The sequence below is a fragment of the Saccharopolyspora sp. ID03-671 genome, from assembly GCF_045278815.1.
Taxonomy (GTDB): domain Bacteria; phylum Actinomycetota; class Actinomycetes; order Mycobacteriales; family Pseudonocardiaceae; genus Saccharopolyspora; species Saccharopolyspora ipomoeae.
On the sequence record NZ_CP134054.1, the window covers coordinates 2,814,981 to 2,840,433 of the forward strand.

A 25,453-nucleotide genomic window follows, 5' to 3' on the forward strand; every position below is an offset into this window, starting at 1 on the left:
TCAGGTGGCTGCGCTGCGGAAGGTCTCCCGCAGGCGGTGGTGGTAGGTCTCGACCGCGTCGTGGGCCTGGTCCGTGTCGGGGACCTGGGCCAGCAGGTAGAGGCTGTCCGCGTCCCGGTTGATCCACATGGAGGCGTTGGAGGTGCGGCCGGTGCCGGTGAAGTGCACTCCGCGCTCGTCCGCCGGGCGGCCCGCGCCGGGGAACCAGCGCAGGTCCAGGTACGAGAGCAGCTGCGGGCTGCCGATGTCGGCCGGGGTGCAGGTGCCGCTGCGCAGCAGGGTGTCGACGACCAGGTGAACGGGGGCCTGCGCGAGCCGCTTGGCGTGGCGCAGCGCCTCCTGCGCGCGGTGCGCGAGCTCGCCGAAACCGGCGTCGCCGACCTCGAACTCGACCGGGGCGAAGGTGCAGAACCAGCCCTGCGACCGCGAGTACGGGCCGCGATCGCGGGTGCTGAGCACCGTCATGCCGAAGTAGCGGTCCCGCCCGGCCAGCTCCCGCTCGGTGGCGGCCCCGCCGCGAACACCCCGCCGCTGATCCGCGCACCCGCCTCCTTGCAAGCCCGGTCGAACGCGGCGACCTCGTCGCCTTCGAGGAAGGTGAGGGTGCGGATGCGCACCGGCGCCTTCTCGCCCTCGTCGAGCCCCAGCGGCAGCGGGAACCGGGGCAGCCGGTTGCCGTGGGACGACACCATCCGCACCCACTCGCGGACCTCCGGCGAGTCGGCGGTGAAACCCCTTGCGGCCTCGCGCTGTTCCTCCACGTAGTCGCGGAAGTCCCCGCGCTCCTCGGGTTTCGGCAGCGCGCCCTCGACGACCTCCGGTCCACCGGGCTCGGCGAGCTCGGCGGCGTAGAGGTCGGCGAGCTCGGAGCCGAGCAGGATCTGCGAGGCACCGTCGGTGAAGGCGTGGTCGCAGCCCCAGAACAGGCCGAACCCGCCGGGCCGCTCGACGACGCCGAGGGCGAACCCGGGCCAGGAGTCGGGCGTGCACTCCTCGTCGAAGCGCGCGGCCAGGTGCTCCTGCAACGCCGAATCCCAGTCGCCCTCACCGGCAGAGAGGTCCTCGGCAGCGATCTCCTCGACCTCGAAGTCGACGGCGTCGGCGGGCACCAGGTGACGCACCGGTTCCGGACCGGACAGGTCGAACCAGGTGCGGAAACCGCCGTGGGAGCGCACGAGCCGCCGCAGGGCGCGGGTCATCGCGGCCCGGTCCAGGTCGCCGTCGACGTCGGTGGCCACCCCGGTCCACGCCCGGTTCCGCCCCAAGGCGCGGAACGCGCCCAGGTGATCCGACTGCAGGTCCGACGGCGGGCCCGGATCGACCGGGGCGTCGGCGGCGGCCGCGCGGGCCGCGGCGGTCGGCGTCCAGCGCAGGACGCGGCCGGGCGCGGTGCGCCAGTCGGCCATCGCGGCGAGCTTCACGCACCCACCTCCAACGCCTCGGGCGCGCCCAGGACCTCGGTGAACGTCTTCTCGAACCCGGTGATCAGGCTCTCGACCGCGAGCAGCGAGCGCTCGGAGCGGCCGCAGCGGGCCGAGACGCTGATGCCCTCGTCGGAGTGCACCAGCCACAGGTAGACCTCGTCGCGGCTGGGTTCGGGGCTGCGCAGGGCGCGGGCGTTCCACTCGGGCCAGCGCTCGGAGCCGGGCACCTTGCGAACGTCCACGTAGGACATGACGAAGCGCGGCTCGGCGTCTAGCTCCAGGATGTCGGCGACGCGGGCGAAGGAGGTCTTCACGCAACCGCGTCCACCGGAGATGCCGGCGCGGGTGCGGGCGACGACCTCGCCGAAGTCGGTGACGCCGCCCAGGTCGACGTCCACCGGGCACAACCCCACGTACCAGCCGACGGCACCGGCGTGCCGCCGGTCGCTGCGGGTGTGCATCGGCAGCACGAACCGCAGCCGCTCGGAGCCGGTCCGCTCCCGCATCGCCAGGGCGATCGCGGCGAACACGCCCGACTGCGGCCCGGTGCCCAGGTTCGAGCACAGCCGTTCCATGCGGTCGGCGTCGGCGGGCCGGACCGCCCACCGCGACAGCGAGTGCTGCGGCAGCTCCGACGACGCGGGGACCTGCGGCGATGCGCCTTCCATCGCCGGGAACTCGCCGTCGTGCAGGAACTCGCGCCAGTGCGCCACCACCGGGTGCTCGGCGTCGACGACCTCGGACAGGGAGCGGGCGGCGGCGCTGTGGTCGACGTGGCTGCCGACGTCGAGCGCGGCCATCTCACCGTCGCGGTCCCCGGCCAGCGCGCGCTCGTAGAGCTCGACGATCTCGCCGAAGAACAGCAGCTGCGAGTAGGCGTCCATGACGCTGTGGTCGGCGCCGAAGGCCAGCACGAACCCGTCGTCGCCGACGACGGTGGCGAAACGGCAGTGCGGCCAGCGATCCGGGGTGACCCCGGCGAAGAAGTCCGCGATGAGGTCGTGGGCGGCCGAACCGGTCAGCTCACCGCGCGGCTGCGGGTCGACGTCCACGGCGTCCTCGGCGACGAGGTGGCGCCGCCAGGAGGACTCGCCGTCGCGGCTGACCGTGGTGCGCAGGGCCTCGTGCCGGGCGATCCAGGCGCGCAGGGCGCGGCGCAGGGCTCCGGCGTCGTGGCGCAGCGGGATGCGCAGCACCGAGCCGATCCAGGAGCCGTCCGCGGCCGAGGCGAGGTGCGCCTCGTGGTCGTGGGTGAGCCTGCGGTCGTCGTCGGTCCACGACTCCGGGGCGCACACCGGGGACCACGTGGTGACCGCGCCGTCGGGCAGCGGGTAGTCAGCTAATTCGGTGTATTCCACGTCGCGATCTCCCCCGGTATTTCAGCAAGTGCCCCACGCGCAATCACCGTTGACCGCAGGGCCGCAGAGTATCCCCACAACACACGCCCAATCGAGTGTGTTGATGGTCACCGCATTGTCGGTTTCATGCTCGGACGAGCATTGGCCACAATCGGTACCACCTCGACGCGCGTTGTTTCAAGCTGGTGAAACGCGCCTTCGCTCGGGGTTTTCCACCGCAGGAGGCGTCATTTCCCGCTCAGCAAGACTCGAATTCGCCGACGATCTGTTCATGCGGCGCCATCGGGGACTCGGAACACCCGCGATAAACCAGTTCGGCTGGCGATTCGACACCCCGCCCGATATGTCCAGCGTGAAAAATTTCCATGAAGGAATCGCGAAGGGCGCGCTTTCCCGGAAAGTGGAACGGGCGTGGTTCCCGGCCGCCCGGGACAGGTGGGTGCGCGCGTCCGGCCGCACCCCGCTGCACGTCGAACCGGAGCCGGTGACAGACGTGCTCGGCTGGCTCGACGGGCGGGTGTCCGCGGACTTCGACCCGGCTGCGGGACGCGGCTGGGAGCTGTCGTTCGCCCGCACCACCGACGGAGGCGCGGTGCTGTCGCTGGTGGCGGCGCACGCGATCGCCGACGGCGCCGCGCTGCTCGACGCCGTGGTCCGCGCCGACGGCGGAACCCCGGCCCCGGTGGCCGAGCGCGACGGGCTGATCCCGACGGTGCTCGACGATCTCGCCGACGGCGGGAGGCAGCTGAGGACCGCCGTGCGCTGGGCGATCACCCGGCAGCGCGGCGAGAAGTCGTCCCCGCCGACCAGGCCCGTCCCGCCGCAGGCCCCGGAGGGGTGGCGGGTGCCGCACGTCGTCGTCGAGTGCGGCAGCGACGAGCTCGCGAGAACCGCTGCCGCGCACGGAGGTTCGGTCAACTCGCTGTTCGTCGCGGCCCTCTCGCGGGTCGCCGCCGCGGCCGGGTGCGCCGGCGACGTCCTCCCGGCGGCGCTGCCGGTCAGCGGGCGGGAACCCGGTGACGCGCGGGCGAACTCGACCCGCATCGCCGTCGCGGGCCTGGACCGGTCGGTGCTGGAGGAGCAGGACCTCGCCGAGGTCAAGGCCGAGTGCAAGCGCGCCTACCAGCGGCTCGCGGCGAGTTCCTCGGCCGCGCAGCCGCTGGCGCTGCTGCAGATGCTGCCGGACGCCGTGGTGCGCCGACTGCCGCCACCACCTGCGGCGACGGTGCTGGCCTCGAACGTCGGTCGCCTGCCCGGCGAGCTGTGCGGGGCTCCGGTGCGCAGCGCGTCGGCCACCGCCCACTACCCCGGCGCCGGGCCCGAGGAGGTCGCCACCATCGGCGACGGCGTCACCGGGTGGCTCAGCGACAGCGGCGAGCGCAGCACGATCTCGGTGTGCGGGCTGGCTCCCGGGCGGATCAGCGGGGTCGAGGAGCTGCGCGAGCTCGTGGTCGCGGAGTTCGCGTCGTGGGGAGTCGTGGTGCGCGCGTGGTGAACCGGCTGACCTTCGACGACGACCTGTTCCTGCGCTCCGAGCGGGTGCTGGGCATCCCGGTCACCAACCAGAGCGTGTGGCGCTTCGACCGCGCTCTGGACACCGCCGAGCTCGACGAGCTCGCCCACCGGCTGGGCACCGGGCGGCTGGGCAGGCGCGTGGTGCGCGGCGCCGTCCCGGGCGCGCGGGCGCGCTGGGTGCCGTCGGAGGCGGTACCGCCGGTGGCGGTGCGTACTGAGCCCGTCGAGGACGTGCTGACCTGGGCCGATGCCGAGGCGGAGAAGCGCCTGGATCCCGTGCGCGGTCCCGGCTGGCGGCTGGCCTGCGCGCCCACCGCAGCGGGCGGATCGGTGCTGTCGCTGGTCGTCTCGCACGTCGTCGGCGACGGCGGCGTGCACGTGAACGCGGTCGTCGAGGCGGTGCGCGGCGTCCGCGCCGGACGTCCGGCTCCGACACCGGTGCGGTGGTGGGACGACGTCCGCGACGCGGGCGGACAGCTCCTCCGCGCCGGGCGGGGCGTGCTGCGGGCCGCGCGCGCCCCGAAGGGCGCACCGCTGCCGCCGGGCACGCAGACGTCCCGGACCCGCGAGCGCGCAGGCGACGAGACCCCGGCGCGCCCGCCGTGCGCGGTCTTCGACTGCGACGCCGAGGCGTGGGACGTCGCCGCCGCCGCGCGCGGAGGCTCGGCGAACACGCTGTTCATCGCGGTCCTCACCGAGATCCTGCTGGCTTCCGGGCGTGTCTCGCCGGACGCGCCGATCAAGGTGTCGCTGCCGGTCAGCACCCGCCGCGAGGACGACGACCGCTCCAACGCCACCACCGGTGTCTCCCTCGCCGTCACCCCGGCAGGCGGCCGCGTCACCGACCTCGCCGCCATCCGCGCCGCCAGCAAGCGGGCTTTCGCCTCAGCGGCGGAGGAGAGCCCGACGCGCCTGCTGGAACCGCTGGTCCAGCTCCTGCCCGACGCGGTCGTCGCCAGAACCGCCGAGAACTCCCCGGTTCCGCTGTGCCTGTGCTCGAACCTCGGCGAACTCCCCCGAGAATTCGCTGCTCCCACGGGTTTTCCGGCCACCTCGGTCATGATGCGGTCGCTCACGGGCGGCACCAGCCCCGCCCTCCTCCGAGCCCGCGGCGGCGGTCTCACGGCCTGGCTCACCCGCACCGGCGGCACGCTCACCCTCGCGGTCCTGGCCCTCGACCCCGATCACTTCCCGGACGCCCGAACCCTGCGCGACCACGCGGCGAACACCCTCGCCACCTGGTCGATCCCCGCCACCCCCTGGTGACCGCCCGCTCAGCAGTCGTCCGGGATCGCTCCTCCGGCGAGGGTTTCGAGGCGCCGCGCGTCGTCGTAGTAGCGGTCGCCGTCGGCGAAGTAGCCGTGCAGCATCCGGAACAGGACGGTGACCAGGTCCTGCATGCCCGCCTTCGCGGCGCTCTCCGCGGCGCACATGAGGTTGGGGCGCTCGGTGTCCAGCCACTTCACCGCCGACTCCTGGTTCGACAGGGTCGGCATCGCCACCGGGCGCGGCAGGCCGCCCGCGTCGGGGTCGCGGCCGGGGTGCAGGATGCGCATCGCCTGGTCGGCGGTGTGCAGGTAGAAGCCGAGCAGCCGGGCCACGATCGCCGGCCGGTCCTGCTCCAGCTCGGCGAGCTCCGCGGCGTAGTCGCCGAGCAGCCCGTGCATCTCGTAGCGGCCGTAGCTGACCTCGGTGAGCAGGTGCGCCCGCACCAGCACGTCCAGCAGCCGCCGGGTGGTCTGCACGTCGTCGCAGCCCAGCAGGGCCGTGAGCGCGAAGACGCCGATGCGGTGCCCGGCGTGGCGGCAGGTGAAGCCGTAGAGCCGGAACAGGCGGGCCGCGTCGTCGGGCAGGTTGCGGTAGGACCAGGAGAACACCGCGCGCACCGAGGTGTGCTCGTCGCCGGTGTCGAGCGCGTCGAGTCCGCGCTGCTCGTCGGTGAGCTCTTCCAGCAGTTCGGAGACGTCGCGGCTGCTGCTCTGGTGGATGCGCTCGGCGGCGACCCGCAGCGCCAGCGGCAGCCGCGCGCAGCGCTCGATCAGCGGCCGCGAGGTGTCGGCGCCCATCACCTGCTCGCCGAGCCGGTCGGTGAGCAGCGCGTGCGCCTCGTCGGAGTCCATGCGGTCGAGGACCAGCCGGTAGGCGCCGTCGCGGGCGGTGAGCCCGGACAGCGAATCGCGGCTGGTGACGACCACGAAGCTGGTGGGGGTGCCGGGCAGCAGCGGCCGGATCTGACCCGGTGCGGCGGCGTTGTCCAGCACGATGAGCATCCGCCGCTGGTCGACGACGGTGCGGAAGCGGGCGGCGCGCTCGGTGGCGTCGGCGGGGATCGCGTCGCCCGGGATGCCCAGCGCGCGCAGGAATCCGGCGAGCACCTCGGTGGTCGTCAGCGGCTGGTCCGGGCCGTAGCCGCGGAGGTCGACGTAGAGCTGGCCGTCGGGGAAGCGCTCCCGGGCGGCGTGCGCCCAGTGCGTCACCAGCGCGGACTTGCCGACACCGGCGGTGCCCGCGACGACCGCGATCGGCACCTCGGCCTTCTCGCCGAGCCGGTCGAGCTCGGCGAGCTCGGCGTCGCGACCGACGAAACCCGGTACGTCGTGCGGGAGTTGGGCCGGTCGCGTCGGTGGCCGCGCGGTCGGCGGCTCGAACTCGATGTGCTCGCCGGCGAGGATGCGCTGCTCCAGATCGCGCAGTGCGGGACCGGGTTCCAGCCCGAGCTCGTCGACCATCGTGCGGCGGGCGCGGCGGTAGACCGCCAGCGCGTCGGCCTGCCGTCCGGCGCGGTACAGCGCAGTCATCAGCAGGGCGTGCAGGCGTTCCCGCAGCGGGTTCTCGCGCACCAGATCGGAGAGCTCGGCGATGATGAAGGAGTGCCTGCCGCAGTCGAGTTCGGCCGCGTGCAGCTGTTCGAGCCCGACCAGCCGGCGTTCCTCGATGCGCTGCGCCTCACCGGCGAGCTCGGCCAGGTCGAGGTCCTGGTACGGCGCTCCGCGCCACAACCGCAGGGCCTGGCGCAACAGGTCGGCGCGGCGCTGCGGGTCGAAGTTGCGCTCGGCGAGGTCCAGCAGAGTCTCGAACCGCTCAGAGTCGAGTTCGTCGGGCTCGACCTGCAGCAGGTACCCGCCCGCGTCGGAGACCAGGCGCTCGGGTTCGCCGAGGGTCTTGCGCAGCCGGTGCACCAGCAGGTGCAGCTTGCTGCCGCCGCGGCGCTCGGGTTCGCCGCCCCACAGCGCCGTCGACAACCACTCGGCGGAAACCGGGGTGTTGGCGTGCGCGAGGAGCAGCCCGAGCAGACGTTGCCGCAGCAGACCGGGAACCGGTACCTCCACGGTGCCGTGCCGCACCCGAACCGGTCCCAGCACGTCGAACCGCAACGGAATTCCACCCCCACGCAGAGAACGAGGTCACGCCGATCTTCCGAGTTTCCTCGGGTTCGGGGTGCGCGCGCAAGAAATGCGGCGGTGTTTCTTCCGAAACTGCCCGATGTTTCCAGTGGAGTATTCCAAAAACGAGAAATCCGCTCTAATCCACCGCGTGCGCGCGCAATCCGGCCAGCCGCGACAGCGCCGCGAAACCCTCGTCGGAACCCGGCCAGTGCCGCTGGACGGCCTCCGGACCGGCCTTGCGGACCACCGAGCGCAGCACCGCCACGACGACGATGGCGTCGTCGGCGTAGCCCAGCACCGGGACGAAGTCGGGCACCAGGTCGAACGGCAGCGCGAGGTAGGCCAGCAGCGCGCCGAGCCGGAACCGCACGCCGCGCGGCATGCCGGGGTCGGCGGCGAGCCTGCGCAGCAGCCGCAGCGTGTCCGGCAGCAGCCGCAGCGCCTCGGTCAGCATGCCCTTGCGCGGGCACATCACGAGCAGGACCACCACGAGCGCCAGCCACGCCAGCAGCAGCCCCGCGGCCAGAGACAGGAGGATGGTCACGAGCGTCATTCCTGAAGTGTAACGGCGGTTAGACTTCGCTGGTAGTGCCAGTGAGAGATGGCACCAGATCACTCCGCCTCGGCCGCGTAGACGCGCTCCGCGAAGGCGTCCAGTGCCTGCGCGCAGCGCTCGACGGCCTCCACGGCCTGCTCGCCGCGGGGTGCGCCGAGGGTGTCGCGGGAGCGGATCTTGTCCATCCAGCGGCGGAGCTTGGCGAGGTCCTCCTCGTTCTCCTCCAGCTCCGCGTAGGTGAACTTGCTCGCCGCGGACTCCTTGTCGAGCTCGGCCTGGAAGTCCTCGCAGCGCGACAGGACCTCGTCGTACTCGGCGTCGCGGGCGGCGTTGAACGCGGCGACGACCTCGTCCTGCCCGGCCAGGGCCTCGGCCCGCAGCAACTGCCCGGTGCCGCCCATGCCCTCGATCTCGGCGCGGAGCTTGCGCAACGTCCGCTCCGCCTCGACCGAGGACGGCAGAACCGCCACCGAGTTCGCCAGGTACACCGCCCCGGCCGCCTTGAGCCGTCGCCACACGGTCGCCCGCAGCCGCGAGGGCTCGCCCGGCACCCTGTACACCAGCATCAACCACGCCCCACCAGTCACTCCCCCAGTCTCCCGCACCGGGCGGCGCGCGGATCTCGCAACCCCGTGGCCTGCGCAGACGGGTTGAGCCGGTGAGCTGAGATCGCTAGCCTGTGATGGGGGTCACGGTGATGCTGCGTTCGCGATGGGCAGGTGGCTACCGGTGACGATCAGCGCGGAACCCGTGGCGCGGGCGCGGGAGGACTTCGCCGCCGGCCGCGACGTCGCAGCGGGTGTGCGCCCGGAGATCCTCGCCTCCTGGTCGCGCTGCCGCGACCGCTACGACGTCGATCCGGCGCTGCGCATCGCGCCCGCCGCGCCCGAGCACGCCGACCACTGCCTGGAGCAGGAGGTCGTCCTCGCCGAGCTCGGCGGGCTCGCCGCCATCGCCGGGCAGGAGATGGAGAGCTCCGGCGGTCTCATCGCGGTCGCCGACGGCTCCGGCCGCGTCCTGGCCAGCTACGGCGACCCGGAGGCGCAGCGCCGCGCCGAGGCCAGCAACCTCGCCCCGCGCGCCACCTGGGCCGAGGACACCACCGGCACCAACGGCCTGGGCACCGCCCTGGAGACCACCGGGGCGGTGACCGTCACCGGCGCCGAGCACTGGTGCGAGGGCTTCCACGACTGGGCCTGCGCGGGCATCGCCGTGCGCGACGTCGTCACCGGCGCACCGATCGGGATGCTCGACATCTCCCGCTGGGGCGAACCGCTGTCCGACCGGACGACCGGGTGGCTGGAGCGCGCGGCGCGCGGCGTCGAGGCCGAGCTGCACCAGCGCGCCGTGGCCGACGGGCGGCGGCTGGTCGCCGCGTTCGCCGATCAGCAGCCCCGGACCCGGAACCCGCTGCTGGGCGTGGACGTCGGCGGGCGCGCCGTCATCGGCAACGACGCCGCCGCCGAACTGCTCGGACTCCCCGGATCGACCCCGATGATCGCCCCCGGTGACCGCCGGGAACCCGATGCCGCCGAACTGTCCACAGTGGTCGCGTGGGCGGCCGGACGCGCCTCCGGCGCCCCCGACTGGACCGGGTCCGCGCTCCTCACCACGCCCTCCGGAGAACGGCCGATCACCCTGCGGCCGCTGCACGTCGAGGACCGGCTGGTCGGGTTCACCTGCGAGTTTGGCGTCGCCGACGGCGAACCGCACACCCCGCGCGGCGACCACGTCCCCTCCCCCGCGCCGGACCGGATCATCGGCCTGCGCAACGAACGGCTGGTCGTGCTGATGCCCGCCGAGATCCGCTACGCCGAGGCCGACCGCAACACCGTGTGGCTGAGCACCGACCGGGGCCGGATCCAGGCCGCGATGCGCGGTCTCGACCACGTCGACGAGGTCCTGACGCCGCACGGTTTCTGCCGCGTGCACCGGCGTTTCCTGGTCAACATGCGCCGCGTCGCCGAACTCGAACGCGGTGGCCGGGGCGAGCTGCTGCTCATCACCGACCCGCGCGCGCCGGAGTTCATCCCGGTCGCCCGCAGGCACGTGCCGCAGGTGCGGCGCATCCTGGGCGTCTAGACCGCCCGTTCCGGGATCGCGGCCGCTCGTTGCGGATGATCTCCCGCCCGTGGCGCGGAAGGTTGCCCGTCGGTTCCGGCCGCTCCATGGTGTTGTGAGCTCCCGTCGGCACGAGGATTCGAGGTGTCATGGAATCGATGCTCGTCTTCGCCGCCGGTGCGGCCCTGCTGATCTACAGCGCGGAGAAGTTGGTCGGCTACCTCGTGGGAATGGCTGCGGGACTGCGGATTTCGCTGTTCCTGCTGGCGATCATCTTCACCGGCATCGAGTTCGACGACATCTTCCTCGGCGTGGCGCTCAACCTGGAGGACCTCGACGGGGTCGCGCTCGGCATCGTGTTCGGCACCGCCCTGTCGCTGCCGGGCGTCGTGCTGGCCGTCGCCGCGCTGCTCACCCCGACGAAGGTGAACATCCCGCGCGACTACCTGGCGCTGTTCGCCTGCGCGCCCCTGGTGCTGGTGGGATTCGTGGCGTTCGTGCCGATGACCGCACTGACCGGTGTGGTGCTGCTGGCGCTGTTCGCGGCGTTCCTCGGCTACGTCGTGGTCCGCGAGTCCCGCAGCTCGCAGCCGGTGTTCCGCGACGCGGAGCTCTACGAGGCGTTCGCCTCGACCCGCGACCGCGGCGGTACGGCCGTGGCCGAGCTGCCGCCCGACGTGCCCAAGCAGCCCGGGTTCGCCGACCAGATGCCCTTCGCCTCGGCCCGCAGGCTCTCCGGCTGGGCCGGTGCCGGACTGGCCCTGCTCGCCCTGGTCGGCCTCATCGTGGGCGCCTCGGCGACCGGGATGGGCACCGAGGGCGTCCTGGAGGAGTTCGGCCTGGAGGGCACCCTGTTCGGCGCGACCATCGCGACGCTGGTGCTGACCGTCGAGGACATCTTCCTCACCGTCGAACCCGCCCGGCGCGGTGCTCCGGAGATCGGCGTCGGCAACGTCATCGGCAGCGTGCTGTTCTCGGTGACCGGCAAGCTCGGCATCATCCTGCTGGCCGGGGGGCTGGTGGTCGACTCGAGCGTGCTGCGATGGCACCTCCCGGCGCTGGTGGTGCTCACGGCGCTGGCCGCCTACTTCCTGTCCACCGGTTACCTGCGCCGCTGGCACGGCGTGGTCCTGCTCGCCGGCTACGTCCTGTACTGGGCGGTCAGCTACGGCGTCCTCGGCATCGCCCCCGTCGAACTCGACTGATCGCCGGCGCGTCTCACGGGCGGCGGGCCACGGCGAAGACCGACTGGCCGAACGGCATCCGCAGGCGGGACTCGATGCGGCGTTCGACGGGCACGTAGAGCTTGTCGTAGGCGGTGAGCATCGGCCCCTCCTTCGGGCGCCCGCCCAGCAGCCTGCAGGTCACGTACCAGGCCAGCAGGCCGGGACCGTTGATGTAGTGGCAGTGCTCGACGGTCAGGCCCGCCTCGGTGAGCGCCCGGGCGAGCCCGGCCGCGCGGTAGCGGCGGTGGTGCCCGATCGCTCGGTCGAACCGGCTCATCGCGAACTCGAACGCGGGCACGACCAGCACGATCGCGCCGCCGTGCCGAAGCAGGCCGGAGAACGAGCGCAGCGCTGCCACGTCGTCCTCGATGTGCTCCAGGACGTTGTAGGCCACGACCGAGGAGTAGTCGGCGGTCTCGGAGATCGGCACCGTCAGCTCGCGGACCGTCACCCGGGCGTCGTGGGCGAAGCGCTTCCGCAGCGTGCGCAGGCGGCTCTCGTCGGCTTCGCTGGCGGTGATCCGGGCGCCCATGTCGGCCCACTCCGACGCGTAGTGCCCCAGGCCCGAACCGATCTCCAGCACGTCGTCGCCGAAGTGCGGGAAACCCAGCGAGCACAACCACTTCCGGTAGTTGACCGCCGAGGTCAGGTCCTCCAGCGCGTCGGACTGCAGGTGGGTGTCGCCGCTGATCTGCGTCATCGATCTCCCTTTCCTAGAGGAGGAATTCGTACTTGAAGGCGCTGGAGAGCAGCGCGTAGAACACCAGGACCACGATGGCCACCTCGGTCCCGCGCAGCAGCCGGGCGCGCGGGATCTCCAGGCGCAGCGGGATCACCCGCGCCAGGACCGCGACGGCGATGACCACCAGCGGCAGGAAGTAGCGGCCCTGCACGCCCTCGATCTGGTACTGGCCGACCGGGCTGAACTCCAGGTAGAGCGTGCCGAACAGCGCCGCCGCGCTGACCAGCACGAACCCGGCGGAGGTGATCCACTGCGCGCGGGTAGCGCGCATCCGATCGGTGATGCCGAACGCCAGCGCGCCCGCTGCCAGCGTCGCCAGCCCGGCCGTGGCCGGGGCCAGCACGAAGCTGCTGCCGAACACGCCGAAGAACCCGGTGACGATCCCCTGCTCCTGCGCCGCGAAGGTCCTGGCCAGCAGCCCGGGCACGTCGGTGAGGTGGGTGAGCAGGTACTGCACCTGCAGACCGGGGTCGACGACCTCGTTCGGGCGCATGACGTGCATGCCCTCGCTGGTCCGCGCCGACAGCGCCGTCCAGATCCCGAACCCGGTGACCCCGGCGGCGGTCGCGGCGATGCCCGCCCAGCGGCGCGCGGCCATCCGCGAGCCCGGGACGAGCGGCAGCAGCAGCACCAGCAGCACGTAGGTCGGTTTCGCCAGCGGCAGCAGGACCGCGGCCGTGAACAGCAGCGCGGTCTCCCACCGCGACAGCCTCTTCGCGAGGAGGACCGCCTTGACGAACAGCGCGCCGAACAGCAGGGACAACGCGTTGGTGAGCGCGTCCGCGGTGATCATCCCGGCGACGAACACCGTCATCGGCATCAGCGCCACCACGAACACCACCCACCGGAACCGCAGACCGCGCAGCGCCCGCAGCGTCAGCCAGACGACGCCGGTGAAGGCCAGGACGTCGGCCAGCCGCATCAGCGTCAGCGCCAGCCCCACCGAACCGTCGACGACCTCGACGGCGCGCAGCGCCAGGGCGCTGGGGACGTAGGCGACCGGCGAGTACGAGGAGGTGTTGACGAACCCCACGTCCACCAGCGGCGCGTTGAGCGGTTGGGCGAGCAACTCGGCGTAGGTCTCCGGATGCGCGACGCCGTGCTCCGGGAAGGCGGGGACGTTGTTGAAGCCGTTGGCGGCGAAGTGCGACAGCTCGGCGACGGTCTCCGGGATGGGCCCGCCGTAGACGACGTCGGAGCCCGGGATCAGCTGCGGCAGGATGCGGCCGTGGTCGACGGCGTAGGCGCGGGAGAAGTGCGTGGCCTCGTCGAAACCCCACAGCGGTGGCGTGATCAGCGCGAACGCGCAGCCGAACAGCAGGCTCAGCGCCACGAACACCAGGCCGCACGGGTCCTTCGGTCGCCGCCGACGCGGTTCGGGCACCCGCGGCGCGGCGGGTTCCGCGACGTCGTCAACGTGCTCGAACGCGGTGGTGTCGGTGTTCGTCACTCTCATCTCCGTCGTCGCCGAGGGCGGGCAGGGCGAGGTAGGCCAGTCGCGTCGCCTCCCGCCGGGACCGGCGCAGGCCGTCCAGCACGAGGCCGCTGACCAGCATCAGCAGGGCCAGGATCATCAGCGAGGAGGCCAAGATCGCCGTGGGGAGCCGGGGCACGACGCCGGTCTCGGCGAACTCGGCGATCACCGGGAGCCCGAGCAGCAGGCCGAGCACCGCCAGCACCAGCGAGATCAGTCCGAAGTAGAGCATCGGGCGCTCGTGCCGGGTGAGCTCGCCGATGAGCCACAGGATGCGGCTGCCGTCGTGGACCGTGCGGAGCTTGCTCTCGCTGCCCTCGGGGCGTTCCTTGAACCCGACCGGGACCTCCACCTGCGGGACGCGGAGGTTCATGGCGTGCACGGTCAGCTCGGTCTCGATCTCGAACTCCCGCGACGCGGCCGGGAAGGACTTCACGAAGCGCCGCGACAGCACCCGGTAGCCGCTGAGCATGTCGCGCACCGGCATGCCGAACAGCGAGCCGACCAGCAGGTTGAACATGCGGTTGCCCGCCGCGTGGCCGCGCCGGTAGGCCGTGCCGGTGCGGGTGCCGATGACCTGGTCGTACGGGCCTTCCAGCAGCGCGTCGACGAGCTCTCCCGCGCGGGAGGCGTCGTAGGTGTCGTCGCCGTCGATGAGCAGGTAGACGTCGGCGTCGACGTCGGCGAAGGCCCGCCGGACCACGTTGCCCTTGCCCTTGAGGCGTTCTCGGCGCACGATCGCCCCGGCTCGCTCGGCCATCTCGGCGGTGCCGTCGGTGCAGTTGTTGTCGTAGACGTAGACGGTGATGCCGGGGACGGCCTTGCGCAGGTCGCGGACGACCGAGGTCACCGACAGGGCCTCGTTGTGGCAGGGCACGATCGCGGCGATCCGCGGTCCGCCGGGTTCGGGCAGCGGGCGCAGCTCGGTCGTGGAGGAGAACACGGAATCTCCCGAAACTGTGAAAGCTATTTGCGAATTCACGGTCCATTCGTGCACGCTGGCCGTGGATCGGATGCCCGGCACGTTAGCGCAGCACCAGCGGCTTCCTCTAATTCGCGAGGAATCGCGGGCCAACATCGACCCATCGAGCGAATTGCGCTCATCAGTCCGAATGATGAATCGTGCACTCCGGGGATTCCGTGGGGAAGGTCGCAACAGTGACATCACTGCTGGGCAAGATCGCGCGCTACGGCGTCGTGGGCCTGATCAACACGCTCGTCTACTACGCGGCGTACCTGCTGCTGCGCGGCGCCTTCCCGTACTTGATCGCGCATCTGATGGCGATGGCGCCCGCGGTGATCGTGTCCTACTTCCTCAATTGCCGATTCACGTTCCGCACCCGCCCATCAATGCGAAAATTCCTCCTCTTCCCGCTGACCAACATCACCAATTTCGCGGGCGTGACGGTGTTCCTCTACGTGCTGGTCGAATTCTTCGGAATGGATCAGCGGACGGCCCCCCTCCTGGCCACGGTCCTCGCGGTCCCCGCGACCTTCGCCGTCACGCAGCTCGTGCTCACCCGAACCCCGTCCCGACCCGAGCGGGTGCTGGAGGGGGACAGTTTTAGCCATAATTGACCGGGCAAAACAGACATTGATCATGGGTGATTATGGCTAAAACTGTCCATTGCCGGGGACACACCCCACGTGAGACGCGAAACAGCCCCGGAACCGCGCGGTTCCGGGGCTGCTCGGTGGTGCCGAACCCTCAGAGGGCTCGCCAGTCCAATACCTCGTCCGCGAGGTCGGTGATGGTGGCGAGCAGACCCAGGCGGGCCTGGCGGAGGCCGGCGTCCTCGGCCATGACCATGACCTCGTCGAAGAACCGGTTGACCGGCGCGACCAGACGACCCGCGATCGCCGTGAACTCCGCCAGCGTCGTGGTGCCCGACAGCTGCTGGGCGACCTCGGCGACCTCGGCGTGCAGGTCCCGCTCGGCCTGGTCGGTGAGCCGGTCCGCGTCGTAGGCCGCCGCGGTGCCCTCCGGGACGATGCGGCGGGCCCGCTGGATCACCGCGACCAGCGCTGCGAAGTCCTCGTCGTTGATCCGCTTCTCCAGCTCCGCCAGCGCCGTGTCCGCCAGCGCCGGGGCGTCGGCGAGCGGCAGGACGGCTTGCACGAGCCGGTGCTCGTGCCCGGCGTCGAGGAGCTGCTGCTCGTAGCGGCGGACGATGAAGTCGTGCGCCTCGGCCAGCGCCTCGTCGCTGAGCGTCGAGCCCTGCTCGGCGACCTGCGCACGAGCGGCCTCCAGACCGGCCCGCAGCGTCACCGCCGCGGCGGCCGGGGTGGCGCGCAGGATCGTCACCGCACCACCGGCGGCGCGGCGGAGCCCGAACGGGTCGGAGCTGCCGGTCGGGTTCGCACCGATCGCGAACAGGCTCGCCAGCAGGTCGAACCGGTCGGCCAGCGCGAGCACCGCGCCCGGGTTGGTCTCCGGGAGCGCGTCCCCGGCACCGCGCGGCTGCTCCATCTCCGCGAGAGCCGTGGCCACGGCGGGGGTTTCGCCCGCCCGCGCCGCGTACTCGCGGGCCATCGTGCCCGCCAGGCCGGACAGCTCGACGACCATCTGCGAGGCCAGGTCGAACTTCGCCAGCTCACCGGCACGCGCCACGGTCGCCCGGTCGGCCTCCGACAGGCCGGTGGTGTCGCCGAGGGAGACCGCGACGCGCGCGATCCGGTCGGCGCGATCGGCCATCGAACCCAGCCGCTCCTCGAAGGTCAGCTTGTGCAGGCCCTCGCGCAGCTCCTCCGGCTTGCGCTTGAGGTCGGCGCGCCAGAAGAACGCGGCGTCCTCGTAGCGGGCCCGCAGCACCGACTCGTTGCCCTCCCGGACCAGGTCGGTGTCGCAGTCGCCGTTGGCGACGGTGATGAAGTGCGGCAGCAGGCCGTTCTCGCCGCGCACCGGCAGGTAGCGCTGGTGCTTGCGCATCACGGTGGTGAGGATCTGCTCGGGCAGCTCCAGGTACCGCTCTGCGAAGCCGCCGAGGATCGGCGTGGGGCTCTCGACGAGGTTGGTGACCTCGTCGACCAGCCCGGCCTCAACGGCGAAGTCGACGGTGCCGCCGACGCTCGACGCCAGCTCGGTGGCCGCCGCGACGATGCTGCGGCGGCGCTCGGCGGCGTCGGCGACGATGCCGTGCCCGGCCAGGAACTCCAGGTAGCCGTCGGCGGAGGAGACCTCCACGACCGGTTCCGCCGCGGTGCGGTGCACCCGCGTGGTGGTGCCGCTGACCAGCGAGGACACCGCCACCGGGAGCGGGGTGTCGCCGAGCAGCGCCAGCAGCCAGCGGACCGGGCGGCTGAACGACAGCTTCGGGTCGCGCCAGCGCATGTTCTTGTCGGCCCGCAGCTCGCCGACCAGCTGCGCGAGCAGCTCGGCCAGCACGACCGGGGCGGTGCGGCCCTCCTCGGTGCGCACCACGGCGACGTGCTCGGTGCCGTCGACCTCGACGCGGCTGAGGTCCTCGGGCGCCACGCCGTGCTTGCCGGCGAACCCCTGGGCGGCCTTGGTGGGCGCGCCGTCGGGGCCGAACGCGGCGGCGGTCTTCGGGCCGCGCACGGTGCGCTCGGCGTCCGGCTCGGCCGGGGCGACGTCGGCGACCTGCACGATGATCCGCCGCGGCGTGGCGAAGGCGCTGATCTCGCCGTGTTCCAGGCGGGTTCCGGCGAGCTTGGACTCCAGCGAGTCCCGCACCGAACCGGCCATCGTGGACACGTCGGCGTGCGGCAGCTCCTCCAGGCCGATCTCGAACAGCAGCGTCGCCGGCTCGCTCGCGCTCGGCAGGTCCCCGGCGGTGGCCGCCGGGGACGCCTCGACCACGCCGAGCGGGTGGCCGAGCTCCTCGCGGCGCTCGGCCCACAGCTGGGCGACGCGACGGGTCAGGCTGCGCATCTGCCCGAACGCCTTGGCGCGCTCGGTGGTGCTGATGGCGCCGCGCGCGTCGAGCACGTTGAACATGTGGCTGCACTTGAGCACGTGCACGTACGCGGGCGAGGGCAGCCGCAGGTCCAGCAGCCGGTCCGCCTCGGCGGCGCTGGTGTCGAACATGCGGTGGGTGGCCTCGATGTCGGCGTCGTCGAGGTAGTAGCGGCTCATCTCGTACTCGGACTGGCCGAAGATCTCGCCGTAGGAGACGCCGTCGGAGTAGCGGATGTCCTTGAAGTGGTCGACGCCCTGCAGCGCCATGATGATGCGCTCGATCCCGTAGGTGATCTCCACCGAAACCGGGTCGAGCACCAGGCCACCGGCCTGCTGGAAGTAGGTGAACTGCGAGATCTCCAGCCCGTCGAGCCAGACCTCCCAGCCCAGGCCCCAGGCGCCCAGCGCCGGGGAGGCCCAGTTGTCCTCGACGAAGCGGATGTCGTGCGCCTTGGTGTCGACGCCGAGCGCTTCGAGGCTGCCCAGGTAGAGCTCCTGCGGGTTGCCCGGGTCGGGCTTGAGGATCACCTGGAACTGGGTGTGGGTCTGCAGCCGGTTCGGGTTCTCGCCGTAGCGGGCGTCGTCGGGACGGACGCTGGGCTCGACGTAGCCGACGTGCCAGGGCTCCGGCCCGAGCACCCGCAGCATCGTGGCGGGGTTCGCGGTACCGGCACCGACCTCGGTGTTGAACGGCTGCATGATCATGCAACCTCGTTCGGTCCAGTAGCGTTGCAGCGCCAGCAGCGCGTCCTGCATCGTCGGTGTGCTGCTCTCGGTCACCGGTTCCGAACCCTTCAATCGCCCGTGGTCATGTGGATACTCTGGGTTTTTCGACCAGGCGCATTCTGCTGACGCTCGGTTCCGGCCCCCGCCCGGCCGCTTCAGGGCGTCTCGTCGAGCACCGCCAGCACGGCGTCGGAGCGAGTCCCGTCCCGGTTCTCCAGGTGACCGGGCAGCGTTCGCTCCGGCGCGAACCCGATCCGCGCAGCCAGTCGCAGCGAGGCCTCGTTGCCGACGTCGGCGATCCACTCCAGCCTCCGGAACCCCGGCTCGCCGAGCGCCCACCGCGCGAGCGCCCGCCCAGCCGCCTCGCCGACCCCGATCCCGCGAGCCCAGGGCGCGACCCAACAGCCGACCTCGGCGCGCTCGCCCTCGACGACGACCAGCCCGAACGACCCCAGCACGTCGTCACCGCGCTCGGTGACCGCGAACAGCGGTTCGTCCCCGGCCCCGGCGACGAACCCCTCGGCATCCGCCTCGGTGTAGGGCACCGGAACGGTCGTCCACCGCTGGATCTCGGGGCCCTGGCAAGCCCGGAACACCTGCCCGGCATCAACCGACCGCCAACGGCGAAGCCGGTAGGCCCCCGCAGGAATCTCGACAGCAACGTCCACCACATCACCCCCAACCCACAACGACGGCAACACCCGACGCCCGCACTACCGCACTACCGCACTACCGCACTACCGCACTACCGCACTACCGCACTACCGCACCGATCCTCCCGCACTCATCCCTCGGTCCTCGGCACCGAGCGGCAGTGCGAGGGTCGGGATGGTGGTCCGCGCGGCAGTGGACAGTTTTAGTGAAAACTGTCCGGGCAAAACGGACATTGATCATGGGTGATTCGAGGAAAAACTGTCCACATTCCCCCGAAGGAGCCCCGAGAGTTGTCCACAACCCGCGAATCCGTCCACAGATCTCGAAATGTGCTTGGTTCCAGGAGCTTTCACCGAGCACTTTGGCCTCATGTCCGCATCGAACAAGATCGCCATCGGCCGCACCCGAGGCCTCTTCACCCGCACCGAAGCCCTGCAGCAGGGTTTCACGGACAAGCAGCTGCAGAAGGGTCCTTTCCGGCGCATCTTCCACGGTGTGTACGCCCACGAGTCGGTACCGGTGACCCACGAGTTGCGCTGTCTCGGCGCCGCGATGGTGCTGCCGTCTAGCGCCGTGATCACCGGCCGTTCGGCGGCAACGCTGCACGGCATCGAACTGGCCAGCACCTACGACCCGGTGGAGGTTCTGGCCAAGAACCTCAAGCGAGCCCACGGCCTGCGGGTCTGGGACACCCGCAGGCACCACTCTGAATACCTGCCGTGGGGCGGAGTGCAGATGGCGACCCTCGTTCGCACGGCCCTCGACCTGCTCACCAAGAACCCCCTGCAGCAGGGCGTCGCTTGCGTCGACGCCCTGCTGCACTCCGGGATGCTGTCCCGCGAAGCGCTCGGCCGCTTCATGGACGGCCGGCACGACGACGGCATCATCCGAGCCCGTCGCGGCTTCGAGCTCTTGGACGGCCGCGCGGAGTCGCTCCCGGAATCCGTGCTACGCGTGAAGTTCCGGCTCCGAGGGCTCCACCCGGTCCCGCAGCTGGAGATCCCGGGCGAATTCGGCGCCACCCTCCGCGGGGACCTCGGCTTCCCGGACGCCAAGGTCATCGTCGAGTACGAAGGCCGCTGGCACGCCGACCCCGACCAGTTCCGCCGCGACGAGCGACGCCGTCGCTGGCTCCGATCCAACGGCTGGCTGATCATCGTGGTGACCGCGGAGGACCTGGCGACGGCTCCGGATCACCTCGTCGACACCGTCGTCCGCGCGGTGCGCGAGAGGGGTGAGCGGGACTGCTCGGCTCGTGAACTCCTCAGCAGTGGACAGTTTTAGTGAAAACTGTCCGAGCAAAACGGACATTGATCATGGGTAATTCGAGGAAAAACTGTCGTGATGCCCGACCTGGGTTGAGGTTTAGGTAAGGCTCACTTTAGTGTGATGGTGTGTCGCGCTACTCATCGTTGGGGTCTGTTTCCGCTGAGGGGGTCGATGTCGCGTACGGGCGGGACGTCGTCGTCCGGGCTGCGTCGGTGACGTTGCGGGCGGGAGCGGTGACGGCCCTGATCGGCCCGAACGGCAGCGGGAAGTCGACCCTGCTGCGAACGTTGGCGCGGCTGCACCCGCCGGCGTCCGGCGACATCCGCTTCGGCGACGGCGCCGAGCTGCGCGCCCTGTCGGCCAAGGACCTGGCCCGCCGGATCACCCTGCTCTCCCAGCAGCGCACCGCGCCCGGTGGGCTCAACGTCCGCGAGCTCGTGGAGTTCGGCCGCCACCCGCACCGCTCCCGCTGGAGCGGCCACGACCCGGACGGGCCCGCAGCGGTCGAGCGGGCCATCGAGCTCACCGGGCTCGGCGACATCGCCGACCGCCCGGTGCAGGCGCTCTCCGGTGGGCAGGCCCAGCGGGCGTGGCTGGCCGCCTGCCTCGCGCAGGACACCGCGCTGCTGCTGCTCGACGAGCCGACGACCTTCCTCGACCTGCGCTACCAGGTCGAAATCCTCGACGTGGTGCGCGATCTCGCCGACGAGCACGACGTCGGCGTCGGCGTGGTGCTGCACGACCTCGACCAGGCCGCCGCCCTCGCCGACCACCTGCTGCTGCTCGAACACGGCCGCATCAGCGCCGAAGGAACCCCCGACGACGTCCTGACCGGCGAGAACCTCACCCGCGCCTACGGCATCGAGGTCGAGGTCCACCGGGCCGACGGACGCATACACACCCGCGCGGTCGGCCGCTTCAACGGCACCTCGCACTAGCCCTCAAGGGAGACACCATGCGCACCAGACGTGCGTTCCTCGCCACCGCTCTCGCCCTGGGCGCGCTGTCGACGGCCTGCGGAACCACCGAAGCACCGACCGGCCCGGCACCGGAAGCGAGCGGCCCGCCCGTGACGGTCGTCGACTCGCGCGGCAAGGAGGTCCACCTCGACCACCCGGCCCGCCGCGTCGCCGCCACCGAGTGGAACGCCGCGGAATACCTGGTCTCGCTCGGAGTCATGCCCGCCGCGGTCTCCGACGTGGGGCTACGGCGAGTACTCCGGCGCCGCCCCGCTCGACGCCTCCGTCGCCGACATCGGCACCCGCGGCGAGCCGAGCATCGACACCCTCGGCTCGCTGGACCTGGACCTGGTGGTCGTCACCAGCGGACTCCCCGAAGGCGCGCTCGCCCAGATCGAGTCGAAGGTCCCCGTCATCGTCGTCCCCGGCGGCAACGCGCAGGACCCGATCGGCGCCATGTTCGGCAACGTCGACCTGATCGCCCGGGCCACCGGCACCGAAACCGCCGCCGCACGCCTGAAGTCCGAGTTCGACGCCAAGATCGAGGAGGGCCGCGCGGCCGTCCAGCAGGCGGGGATGGCGGGCAGGCCGGTGGCCTTCGCCGACGGCTACGTCAACGCGGGATCGGTCACCATCCGCCCCTACACCAGCGGTTCCCTGGTCGGCTCGGTCTTCGACCGGATCGGCCTGCCCAGCGCCTGGCGGATGCAGGGCGACCCGGCCTACGGCATGGCGCAGACCGACGTCGAGGGCCTGACGCAGCTCGGCGACGTCCCGTTCTGGTACTCCGGCAGCTCCGGCGACCCGTTCGCCGAGAACCTCGCCGCCAACCCGATCTGGACGAACCTGCCGTTCGTGCAGCGCGGTGAGGTCCACCGCCTTCCGGAGGCGCTCTGGACGTTCGGCGGCCCGAAGTCCATGGAGCGGTTCGTCGACGCGGCCATCGCCGCGGTCCGGGAGTGAGGCCGCCGCTGGTCATCATCGGGCTCGGCGCGCTCATCGCCGCCGGCTCGCTGGTGCACCTGACGCAGGGCACCGCCGACGTCGACGTCCTGAACCCGGACGCCCAGGCGGCGGTGATCCTCCAGTCCCGGCTGCCGCGCCTGCTCGCCGCCGTGCTGGTCGGTGCCGCGCTGGCGGTGGCGGGCGCGGTGCTGCAGTCGGTGTCGCGCAACATCATGGCCGCGCCGGACACGCTGGCGGTGTCGGCGGGGGCGCACCTGGCGATCGTGGCCGTCGCCGCGTTCGGCGTGTCGGTGCCGCTGCTGGGCATGGCGGGCATCGCCTTCGTCGGCGGGCTGGCCGCGGCGCTGGTGGTGCTGGGCCTGTCCGGCGGCACCGGGATGGTGCGGCTGGTGCTGGCCGGCACGGCGCTGGCGCTGGCGATGAGCTCGGTGACGCAGATGTTGCTGCTGCTGTTCTCCGAGGAGACCCAGGGCCTGTTCGCGTGGGGTGCGGGATCGCTGAGCCAGAACGGGCTCGACGGCGTCGCCGCGCTCGCCCCTGTCGTGCTGTGCGCGCTGGTCGGGCTGCTGGCGCTGGCCCGCAAGCTCGACCTCATCCACCTCGGCGACGACCACGCCCGCACGCTCGGTGTCCACGTAGGACGGATCCGGCTGGGCGCGGTGGCGCTGGCGGTGCTCATGGCCGCTTCGGCGGTCACCCTGGCCGGTCCGATCGGTTTCGTCGGCCTGGCCGCACCGGCGGTGGTGCGGCTCGCTGCGAACGTCGTGCCGGGCCTGCACCGGCACGTGGCGCTGATCCCGGTGTCGGCGGCGACGGGCGTGGTGCTGCTGCTCGGCGCGGACGTGCTGCTGCGCGCGGTCGTCGGCGCCCAGGGCGCCCTGGAGGTTCCGGCGGGCGTGGTGACGACGCTGCTGGGCGTGCTGTTCCTGATCGCGCTGGCCAGGGGAATCCGCGTCTCGCGCGCGGTGTCCGAGCCGCCGTCGGCGGGTGCGCGGGGCTCGGTGAGCGCGCGGCGCTTCCGGCTCGTGCTGGTGTCGTCGGTGGTCGCCGCCGTCCTGGTCGTGGTGCTGTCGGTGCTGCTCGGCGACCGGTTGCTGCTGCTCGGCGACGTCGCCAACTGGGCGAGCGGGCAGGCCGGGCCGATCGTGTCGAACGTGATGGGCAACCGGGTGCCGCGCGTGCTCGCGGCGCTGCTGGCGGGCGCGGCGCTGGCCCTGGCCGGTGCCGCGATCCAGGCCGTGACCCGGAATCCCCTGGCGGAACCGGGGATCCTCGGCACCTCGGGCGGCGCGGGCGTCGCCGCGGTCGCGGTGATCACGTTCGCGCCGGGCGCGGGCTTCTGGGCCCAGGCGACGGCGGCGGGCATCGGCGCGGCGATCGCGGCCGGGGTCGTGTTCGCGGTGGCGGCGCGCGGCGGATTCGCCGGAGAACGCCTGGTGCTCATCGGTTTCGGCGTGCAGGCGGGAACGCAAGCCCTGATCACGCTGCTGATCACGCTCACCGACCCGTGGAACGAGACCAAGGCCCTGACCTGGCTCGGCGGCTCGACCTACGGCCGCCTGCCGGAGCACCTGCTGCCGATCGCGCTGGCGCTGCTGGTGGCGATCCCGCTGCTGGCGGGTGCCCGTTCCGAGCTCGACCTGCTGTCCCTTGACGACGAGACCCCGCGCGTGCTGGGCGTTCCCGTGCCGAGGGCACGGTTGCTCCTGCTGCTGTGCGCGGTGCTGCTGACCGGGACGGCGGTGGCGGCCGTCGGCGTGATCGCGTTCGTCGGGCTGGTCGCGCCGCACGCGGCACGCGCCCTCGTGGGCCGCAGGCACTCCCGGTCGCTGCCGGTCGCGGCGCTGCTCGGCGGTGTCCTGGTGTGCGCCGCGGACGCGATCGGCCGCAGCGCGATCGCTCCGGAGCAGCTCCCGGCGGGGTTGATCACGGCGCTCATCGGCACCCCGTACTTCCTGCACCTGCTGCGCCGCACGCGCGCCTGATCACTCCAGGCCGACGCGGCCACCGGGGATGGTCAGGACACCACCGGCGAGGTCGGTGTTGCGGACAACGACGTCGGTGAAGGTGAGCTCGGGCAGCTGCAGGAAGCCCAGGTCCACATCGGGCATGAGCACCGAGTCGGCGGTGAGCGTGGTCCGCGCGACGCCGAGGTTCCCGGTGAGCTCGCGGGTGTAGAGCTCGATGGGTCCGTCGGTCACGGTCGACACGCTGCCCGCTCGCGCCGAGGTGCGCACGACGCGCCCGTTTCCGAGGTCGCCGCGCTGGACGAGGTCGGTGATCTCCAGCCGGTCGACGGTGAAGTGCAGCGTCCGCACCCCGTCGCGGTCGACGACGCCGCGGTAGCGGGAGCCGACGAGCTTGAGCGCGCTGCCGGTCAGCGTCCACTCCCGCCCGGGCCCGGGCTCGGCGTCGGAGTTCGAGGCCGGCGGCGGCTTCGGCGCAGGCGCCGGAGCAGGAGCAGGGGCAGGGGCCGGAGCAGAGGCGGGCACGGGTGCCGGAACCGGCACGGGCACGGGCGCGGGCGCGAGCAACGAAGTAGGTGCAGGAACCGAAGTGGGGGCAGGCTCCGATGTCGGGGCAGGCACCGATGTCGGGGCAGGCACCGACATCGGAGCGGGTTCCGAAGTCGGAGCGGGCTCCGATGATGGAGCGGGCAGCGGCAGCAACCCGATCAGACCGCCGTCGGTCTCCTGCGCCGCGGCCACCGGGGCGAACGCCCCGAGGACCACGACCGCGCCGAGCACCCCCGCGAGCAGGCGGGGACTGCTCACGCATGACCTCCCGCGATGTGCGCCGGACGCGTGGAGGTCCCCTCGACGCGCTCCCGAGCGGCGCTGGGTTGACGCGCGCGCGGCGTCCACGCGATGCCGAGCGCCGCTCCGACCAGGCCGAGCAGCGTGCCGATCAGGAACGACCCTAGGTTGGCGGTGACGATGGCGGCCACCGACAGCAGCAGCGTCACGATCCCGGCCGGGAGCCGGAACTCCTGCCGCGTCCAGAACGACAGCCCGCAGCACACCAGCAGCACCCCGATAACCATCGCGGACAGCCCGGTGAGCGTGTTCAGCGAGACGACGATGTCGCCGAACTTCAGCGACGCGTACGGCGGGAACAGGATCAGCAGTCCCGAGGCCAGCGTGCAGATCCCGGCCCAGAACGGGCGGGAGCGCCGCCACTGGCGGAACTTCGAGTCGGTCTTCTTCATGAGTTCACCC

Annotated in this window: 22 protein-coding genes; 9 read left to right on the forward strand and 13 right to left on the reverse strand. The window is 72.0% G+C overall.

Annotated elements, in window-relative coordinates:
- Genes REH65_RS12670 through REH65_RS12680 form a run of 3 tightly spaced genes read right to left on the reverse strand, consistent with a single transcriptional unit; the run spans position 1 to position 2,782 of the window.
- Positions 1-465 (reverse strand): hypothetical protein, encoded by a 465-nt coding sequence (locus REH65_RS12670; protein ID WP_406692572.1) that lies wholly within the window; start codon positions 463-465, stop codon positions 1-3.
- Positions 462-1,421 carry a condensation domain-containing protein gene (locus REH65_RS12675; protein ID WP_406692573.1) on the reverse strand — a complete coding sequence of 320 codons (960 nt, stop codon included), beginning with the start codon at positions 1,419-1,421 and terminating at the stop codon, positions 462-464. Before REH65_RS12675 ends, REH65_RS12670 begins: the two co-directional genes overlap by 4 nt.
- A complete protein-coding gene (locus REH65_RS12680) occupies positions 1,418-2,782 on the reverse strand; it encodes a condensation domain-containing protein (RefSeq protein WP_406692574.1) in 1,365 nt (454 codons plus the stop codon). Before REH65_RS12680 ends, REH65_RS12675 begins: the two co-directional genes overlap by 4 nt.
- Positions 2,783-3,221: 439 nt before the next feature.
- Between REH65_RS12680 and REH65_RS12685 the strand changes: the two genes are divergently transcribed.
- Both REH65_RS12685 and REH65_RS12690 read left to right on the forward strand, forming a co-directional pair.
- Complete coding sequence (locus REH65_RS12685; protein ID WP_406692575.1) at positions 3,222-4,277, forward strand: hypothetical protein; 1,056 nt, start codon at positions 3,222-3,224, stop codon at positions 4,275-4,277.
- Entirely contained in the window at positions 4,271-5,563 is a 1,293-nt protein-coding gene (locus REH65_RS12690; protein ID WP_406692576.1) for a hypothetical protein, read from the forward strand. Before REH65_RS12685 ends, REH65_RS12690 begins: the two co-directional genes overlap by 7 nt.
- A gap of 8 nt (positions 5,564-5,571) precedes the next feature.
- Here REH65_RS12690 and REH65_RS12695 read toward each other — a convergent pair whose 3' ends face one another.
- The 3 genes from REH65_RS12695 to REH65_RS12705 all read right to left on the reverse strand — a co-directional run bounded on the left by REH65_RS12695 (position 5,572) and on the right by REH65_RS12705 (position 8,805).
- Positions 5,572-7,671, reverse strand: a complete 2,100-nt coding sequence (locus REH65_RS12695; protein WP_406692577.1) for a BTAD domain-containing putative transcriptional regulator — start codon at positions 7,669-7,671, stop codon at positions 5,572-5,574.
- Between the two features lie 148 nt (positions 7,672-7,819).
- Positions 7,820-8,236, reverse strand: coding sequence for a YkvA family protein (locus REH65_RS12700; protein WP_406692578.1), 417 nt, complete (start codon positions 8,234-8,236; stop codon positions 7,820-7,822).
- 59 nt (positions 8,237-8,295) lie between these two features.
- The gene (locus tag REH65_RS12705) at positions 8,296-8,805 is read right to left on the reverse strand and encodes a Chromate resistance protein ChrB (protein WP_406692579.1); all 510 of its coding nucleotides are present in this window, start codon (positions 8,803-8,805) and stop codon (positions 8,296-8,298) included.
- A 163-nt stretch (positions 8,806-8,968) separates the two neighbouring features.
- Here REH65_RS12705 and REH65_RS12710 point away from each other — a divergent pair, with 163 nt between their 5' ends.
- The gene (locus REH65_RS12710) at positions 8,969-10,321 is read left to right on the forward strand and encodes a LytTR family transcriptional regulator DNA-binding domain-containing protein (RefSeq protein WP_406692580.1); all 1,353 of its coding nucleotides are present in this window, start codon (positions 8,969-8,971) and stop codon (positions 10,319-10,321) included.
- A 128-nt stretch (positions 10,322-10,449) separates the two neighbouring features.
- Positions 10,450-11,505, forward strand: coding sequence for a sodium:calcium antiporter (locus tag REH65_RS12715; protein WP_406692581.1), 1,056 nt, complete (start codon positions 10,450-10,452; stop codon positions 11,503-11,505).
- Between the two features lie 13 nt (positions 11,506-11,518).
- On the opposite strand, the gene REH65_RS12720 is transcribed toward REH65_RS12715, so the two are convergent.
- The 3 genes from REH65_RS12720 to REH65_RS12730 are packed head-to-tail and all read right to left on the reverse strand — an operon-like array spanning position 11,519 to position 14,685.
- The gene (locus REH65_RS12720; protein ID WP_406692582.1) at positions 11,519-12,226 is read right to left on the reverse strand and encodes a class I SAM-dependent methyltransferase; all 708 of its coding nucleotides are present in this window, start codon (positions 12,224-12,226) and stop codon (positions 11,519-11,521) included.
- A gap of 13 nt (positions 12,227-12,239) precedes the next feature.
- Positions 12,240-13,718, reverse strand: coding sequence for a DUF2142 domain-containing protein (locus REH65_RS12725; protein WP_406692583.1), 1,479 nt, complete (start codon positions 13,716-13,718; stop codon positions 12,240-12,242).
- The gene (locus tag REH65_RS12730; protein ID WP_406692584.1) at positions 13,681-14,685 is read right to left on the reverse strand and encodes a glycosyltransferase family 2 protein; all 1,005 of its coding nucleotides are present in this window, start codon (positions 14,683-14,685) and stop codon (positions 13,681-13,683) included. The genes REH65_RS12725 and REH65_RS12730 overlap by 38 nt, the downstream gene beginning before the upstream one ends.
- A gap of 215 nt (positions 14,686-14,900) precedes the next feature.
- Here REH65_RS12730 and REH65_RS12735 point away from each other — a divergent pair, with 215 nt between their 5' ends.
- Positions 14,901-15,320, forward strand: coding sequence for a GtrA family protein (locus REH65_RS12735; RefSeq protein ID WP_406692585.1), 420 nt, complete (start codon positions 14,901-14,903; stop codon positions 15,318-15,320).
- Between the two features lie 130 nt (positions 15,321-15,450).
- Here the strand turns inward: REH65_RS12735 and REH65_RS12740 are convergent, their stop codons facing one another.
- Together REH65_RS12740 and REH65_RS12745 are read right to left on the reverse strand one after the other, a co-directional pair.
- Positions 15,451-18,441 carry a glycine--tRNA ligase gene (locus REH65_RS12740; RefSeq protein ID WP_406692586.1) on the reverse strand — a complete coding sequence of 997 codons (2,991 nt, stop codon included), beginning with the start codon at positions 18,439-18,441 and terminating at the stop codon, positions 15,451-15,453.
- 101 nt (positions 18,442-18,542) lie between these two features.
- A complete protein-coding gene (locus REH65_RS12745) occupies positions 18,543-19,055 on the reverse strand; it encodes a GNAT family N-acetyltransferase (RefSeq protein WP_406692587.1) in 513 nt (170 codons plus the stop codon).
- Between the two features lie 355 nt (positions 19,056-19,410).
- Between REH65_RS12745 and REH65_RS12750 the strand changes: the two genes are divergently transcribed.
- From REH65_RS12750 to REH65_RS12765, 4 genes are all read left to right on the forward strand, one after another.
- Complete coding sequence (locus tag REH65_RS12750) at positions 19,411-20,325, forward strand: DUF559 domain-containing protein (protein WP_406692588.1); 915 nt, start codon at positions 19,411-19,413, stop codon at positions 20,323-20,325.
- 128 nt (positions 20,326-20,453) lie between these two features.
- Positions 20,454-21,248 carry an ABC transporter ATP-binding protein gene (locus REH65_RS12755; RefSeq protein ID WP_406693151.1) on the forward strand — a complete coding sequence of 265 codons (795 nt, stop codon included), beginning with the start codon at positions 20,454-20,456 and terminating at the stop codon, positions 21,246-21,248.
- 339 nt (positions 21,249-21,587) lie between these two features.
- Positions 21,588-22,232 (forward strand): ABC transporter substrate-binding protein, encoded by a 645-nt coding sequence (locus REH65_RS12760; protein ID WP_406693152.1) that lies wholly within the window; start codon positions 21,588-21,590, stop codon positions 22,230-22,232.
- Entirely contained in the window at positions 22,229-24,220 is a 1,992-nt protein-coding gene (locus tag REH65_RS12765; protein ID WP_406692589.1) for an iron ABC transporter permease, read from the forward strand. The genes REH65_RS12760 and REH65_RS12765 overlap by 4 nt, the downstream gene beginning before the upstream one ends.
- Here the strand turns inward: REH65_RS12765 and REH65_RS12770 are convergent, their stop codons facing one another.
- Positions 24,221-25,009 carry a hypothetical protein gene (locus REH65_RS12770; RefSeq protein WP_406692590.1) on the reverse strand — a complete coding sequence of 263 codons (789 nt, stop codon included), beginning with the start codon at positions 25,007-25,009 and terminating at the stop codon, positions 24,221-24,223.
- On the reverse strand, positions 25,006-25,443 hold the full coding sequence (locus REH65_RS12775) for a DUF6114 domain-containing protein (RefSeq protein WP_406692591.1): 438 nt from the start codon (positions 25,441-25,443) through the stop codon (positions 25,006-25,008). Before REH65_RS12775 ends, REH65_RS12770 begins: the two co-directional genes overlap by 4 nt.
- Positions 25,444-25,453: the final 10 nt, after the last annotated feature.

What these genes read in the sequence shown, in the direction of transcription:
- REH65_RS12700 (WP_406692578.1), bottom strand. Translation starts at nt 8,236, where the DNA reads ATGACGCTCGTGACCATCCTCCTGTCTCTGGCCGCGGGGCTGCTGCTG.
- REH65_RS12705 (WP_406692579.1), bottom strand. Translation starts at nt 8,805, where the DNA reads ATGCTGGTGTACAGGGTGCCGGGCGAGCCCTCGCGGCTGCGGGCGACC.
- REH65_RS12750 (WP_406692588.1), top strand. Translation starts at nt 19,411, where the DNA reads ATGTCCGCATCGAACAAGATCGCCATCGGCCGCACCCGAGGCCTCTTC.
- REH65_RS12775 (WP_406692591.1), bottom strand. Translation starts at nt 25,443, where the DNA reads ATGAAGAAGACCGACTCGAAGTTCCGCCAGTGGCGGCGCTCCCGCCCG.
- REH65_RS12720 (WP_406692582.1), bottom strand. Translation starts at nt 12,226, where the DNA reads ATGACGCAGATCAGCGGCGACACCCACCTGCAGTCCGACGCGCTGGAG.
- REH65_RS12670 (WP_406692572.1), bottom strand. Translation starts at nt 465, where the DNA reads ATGACGGTGCTCAGCACCCGCGATCGCGGCCCGTACTCGCGGTCGCAG.
- REH65_RS12715 (WP_406692581.1), top strand. Translation starts at nt 10,450, where the DNA reads ATGGAATCGATGCTCGTCTTCGCCGCCGGTGCGGCCCTGCTGATCTAC.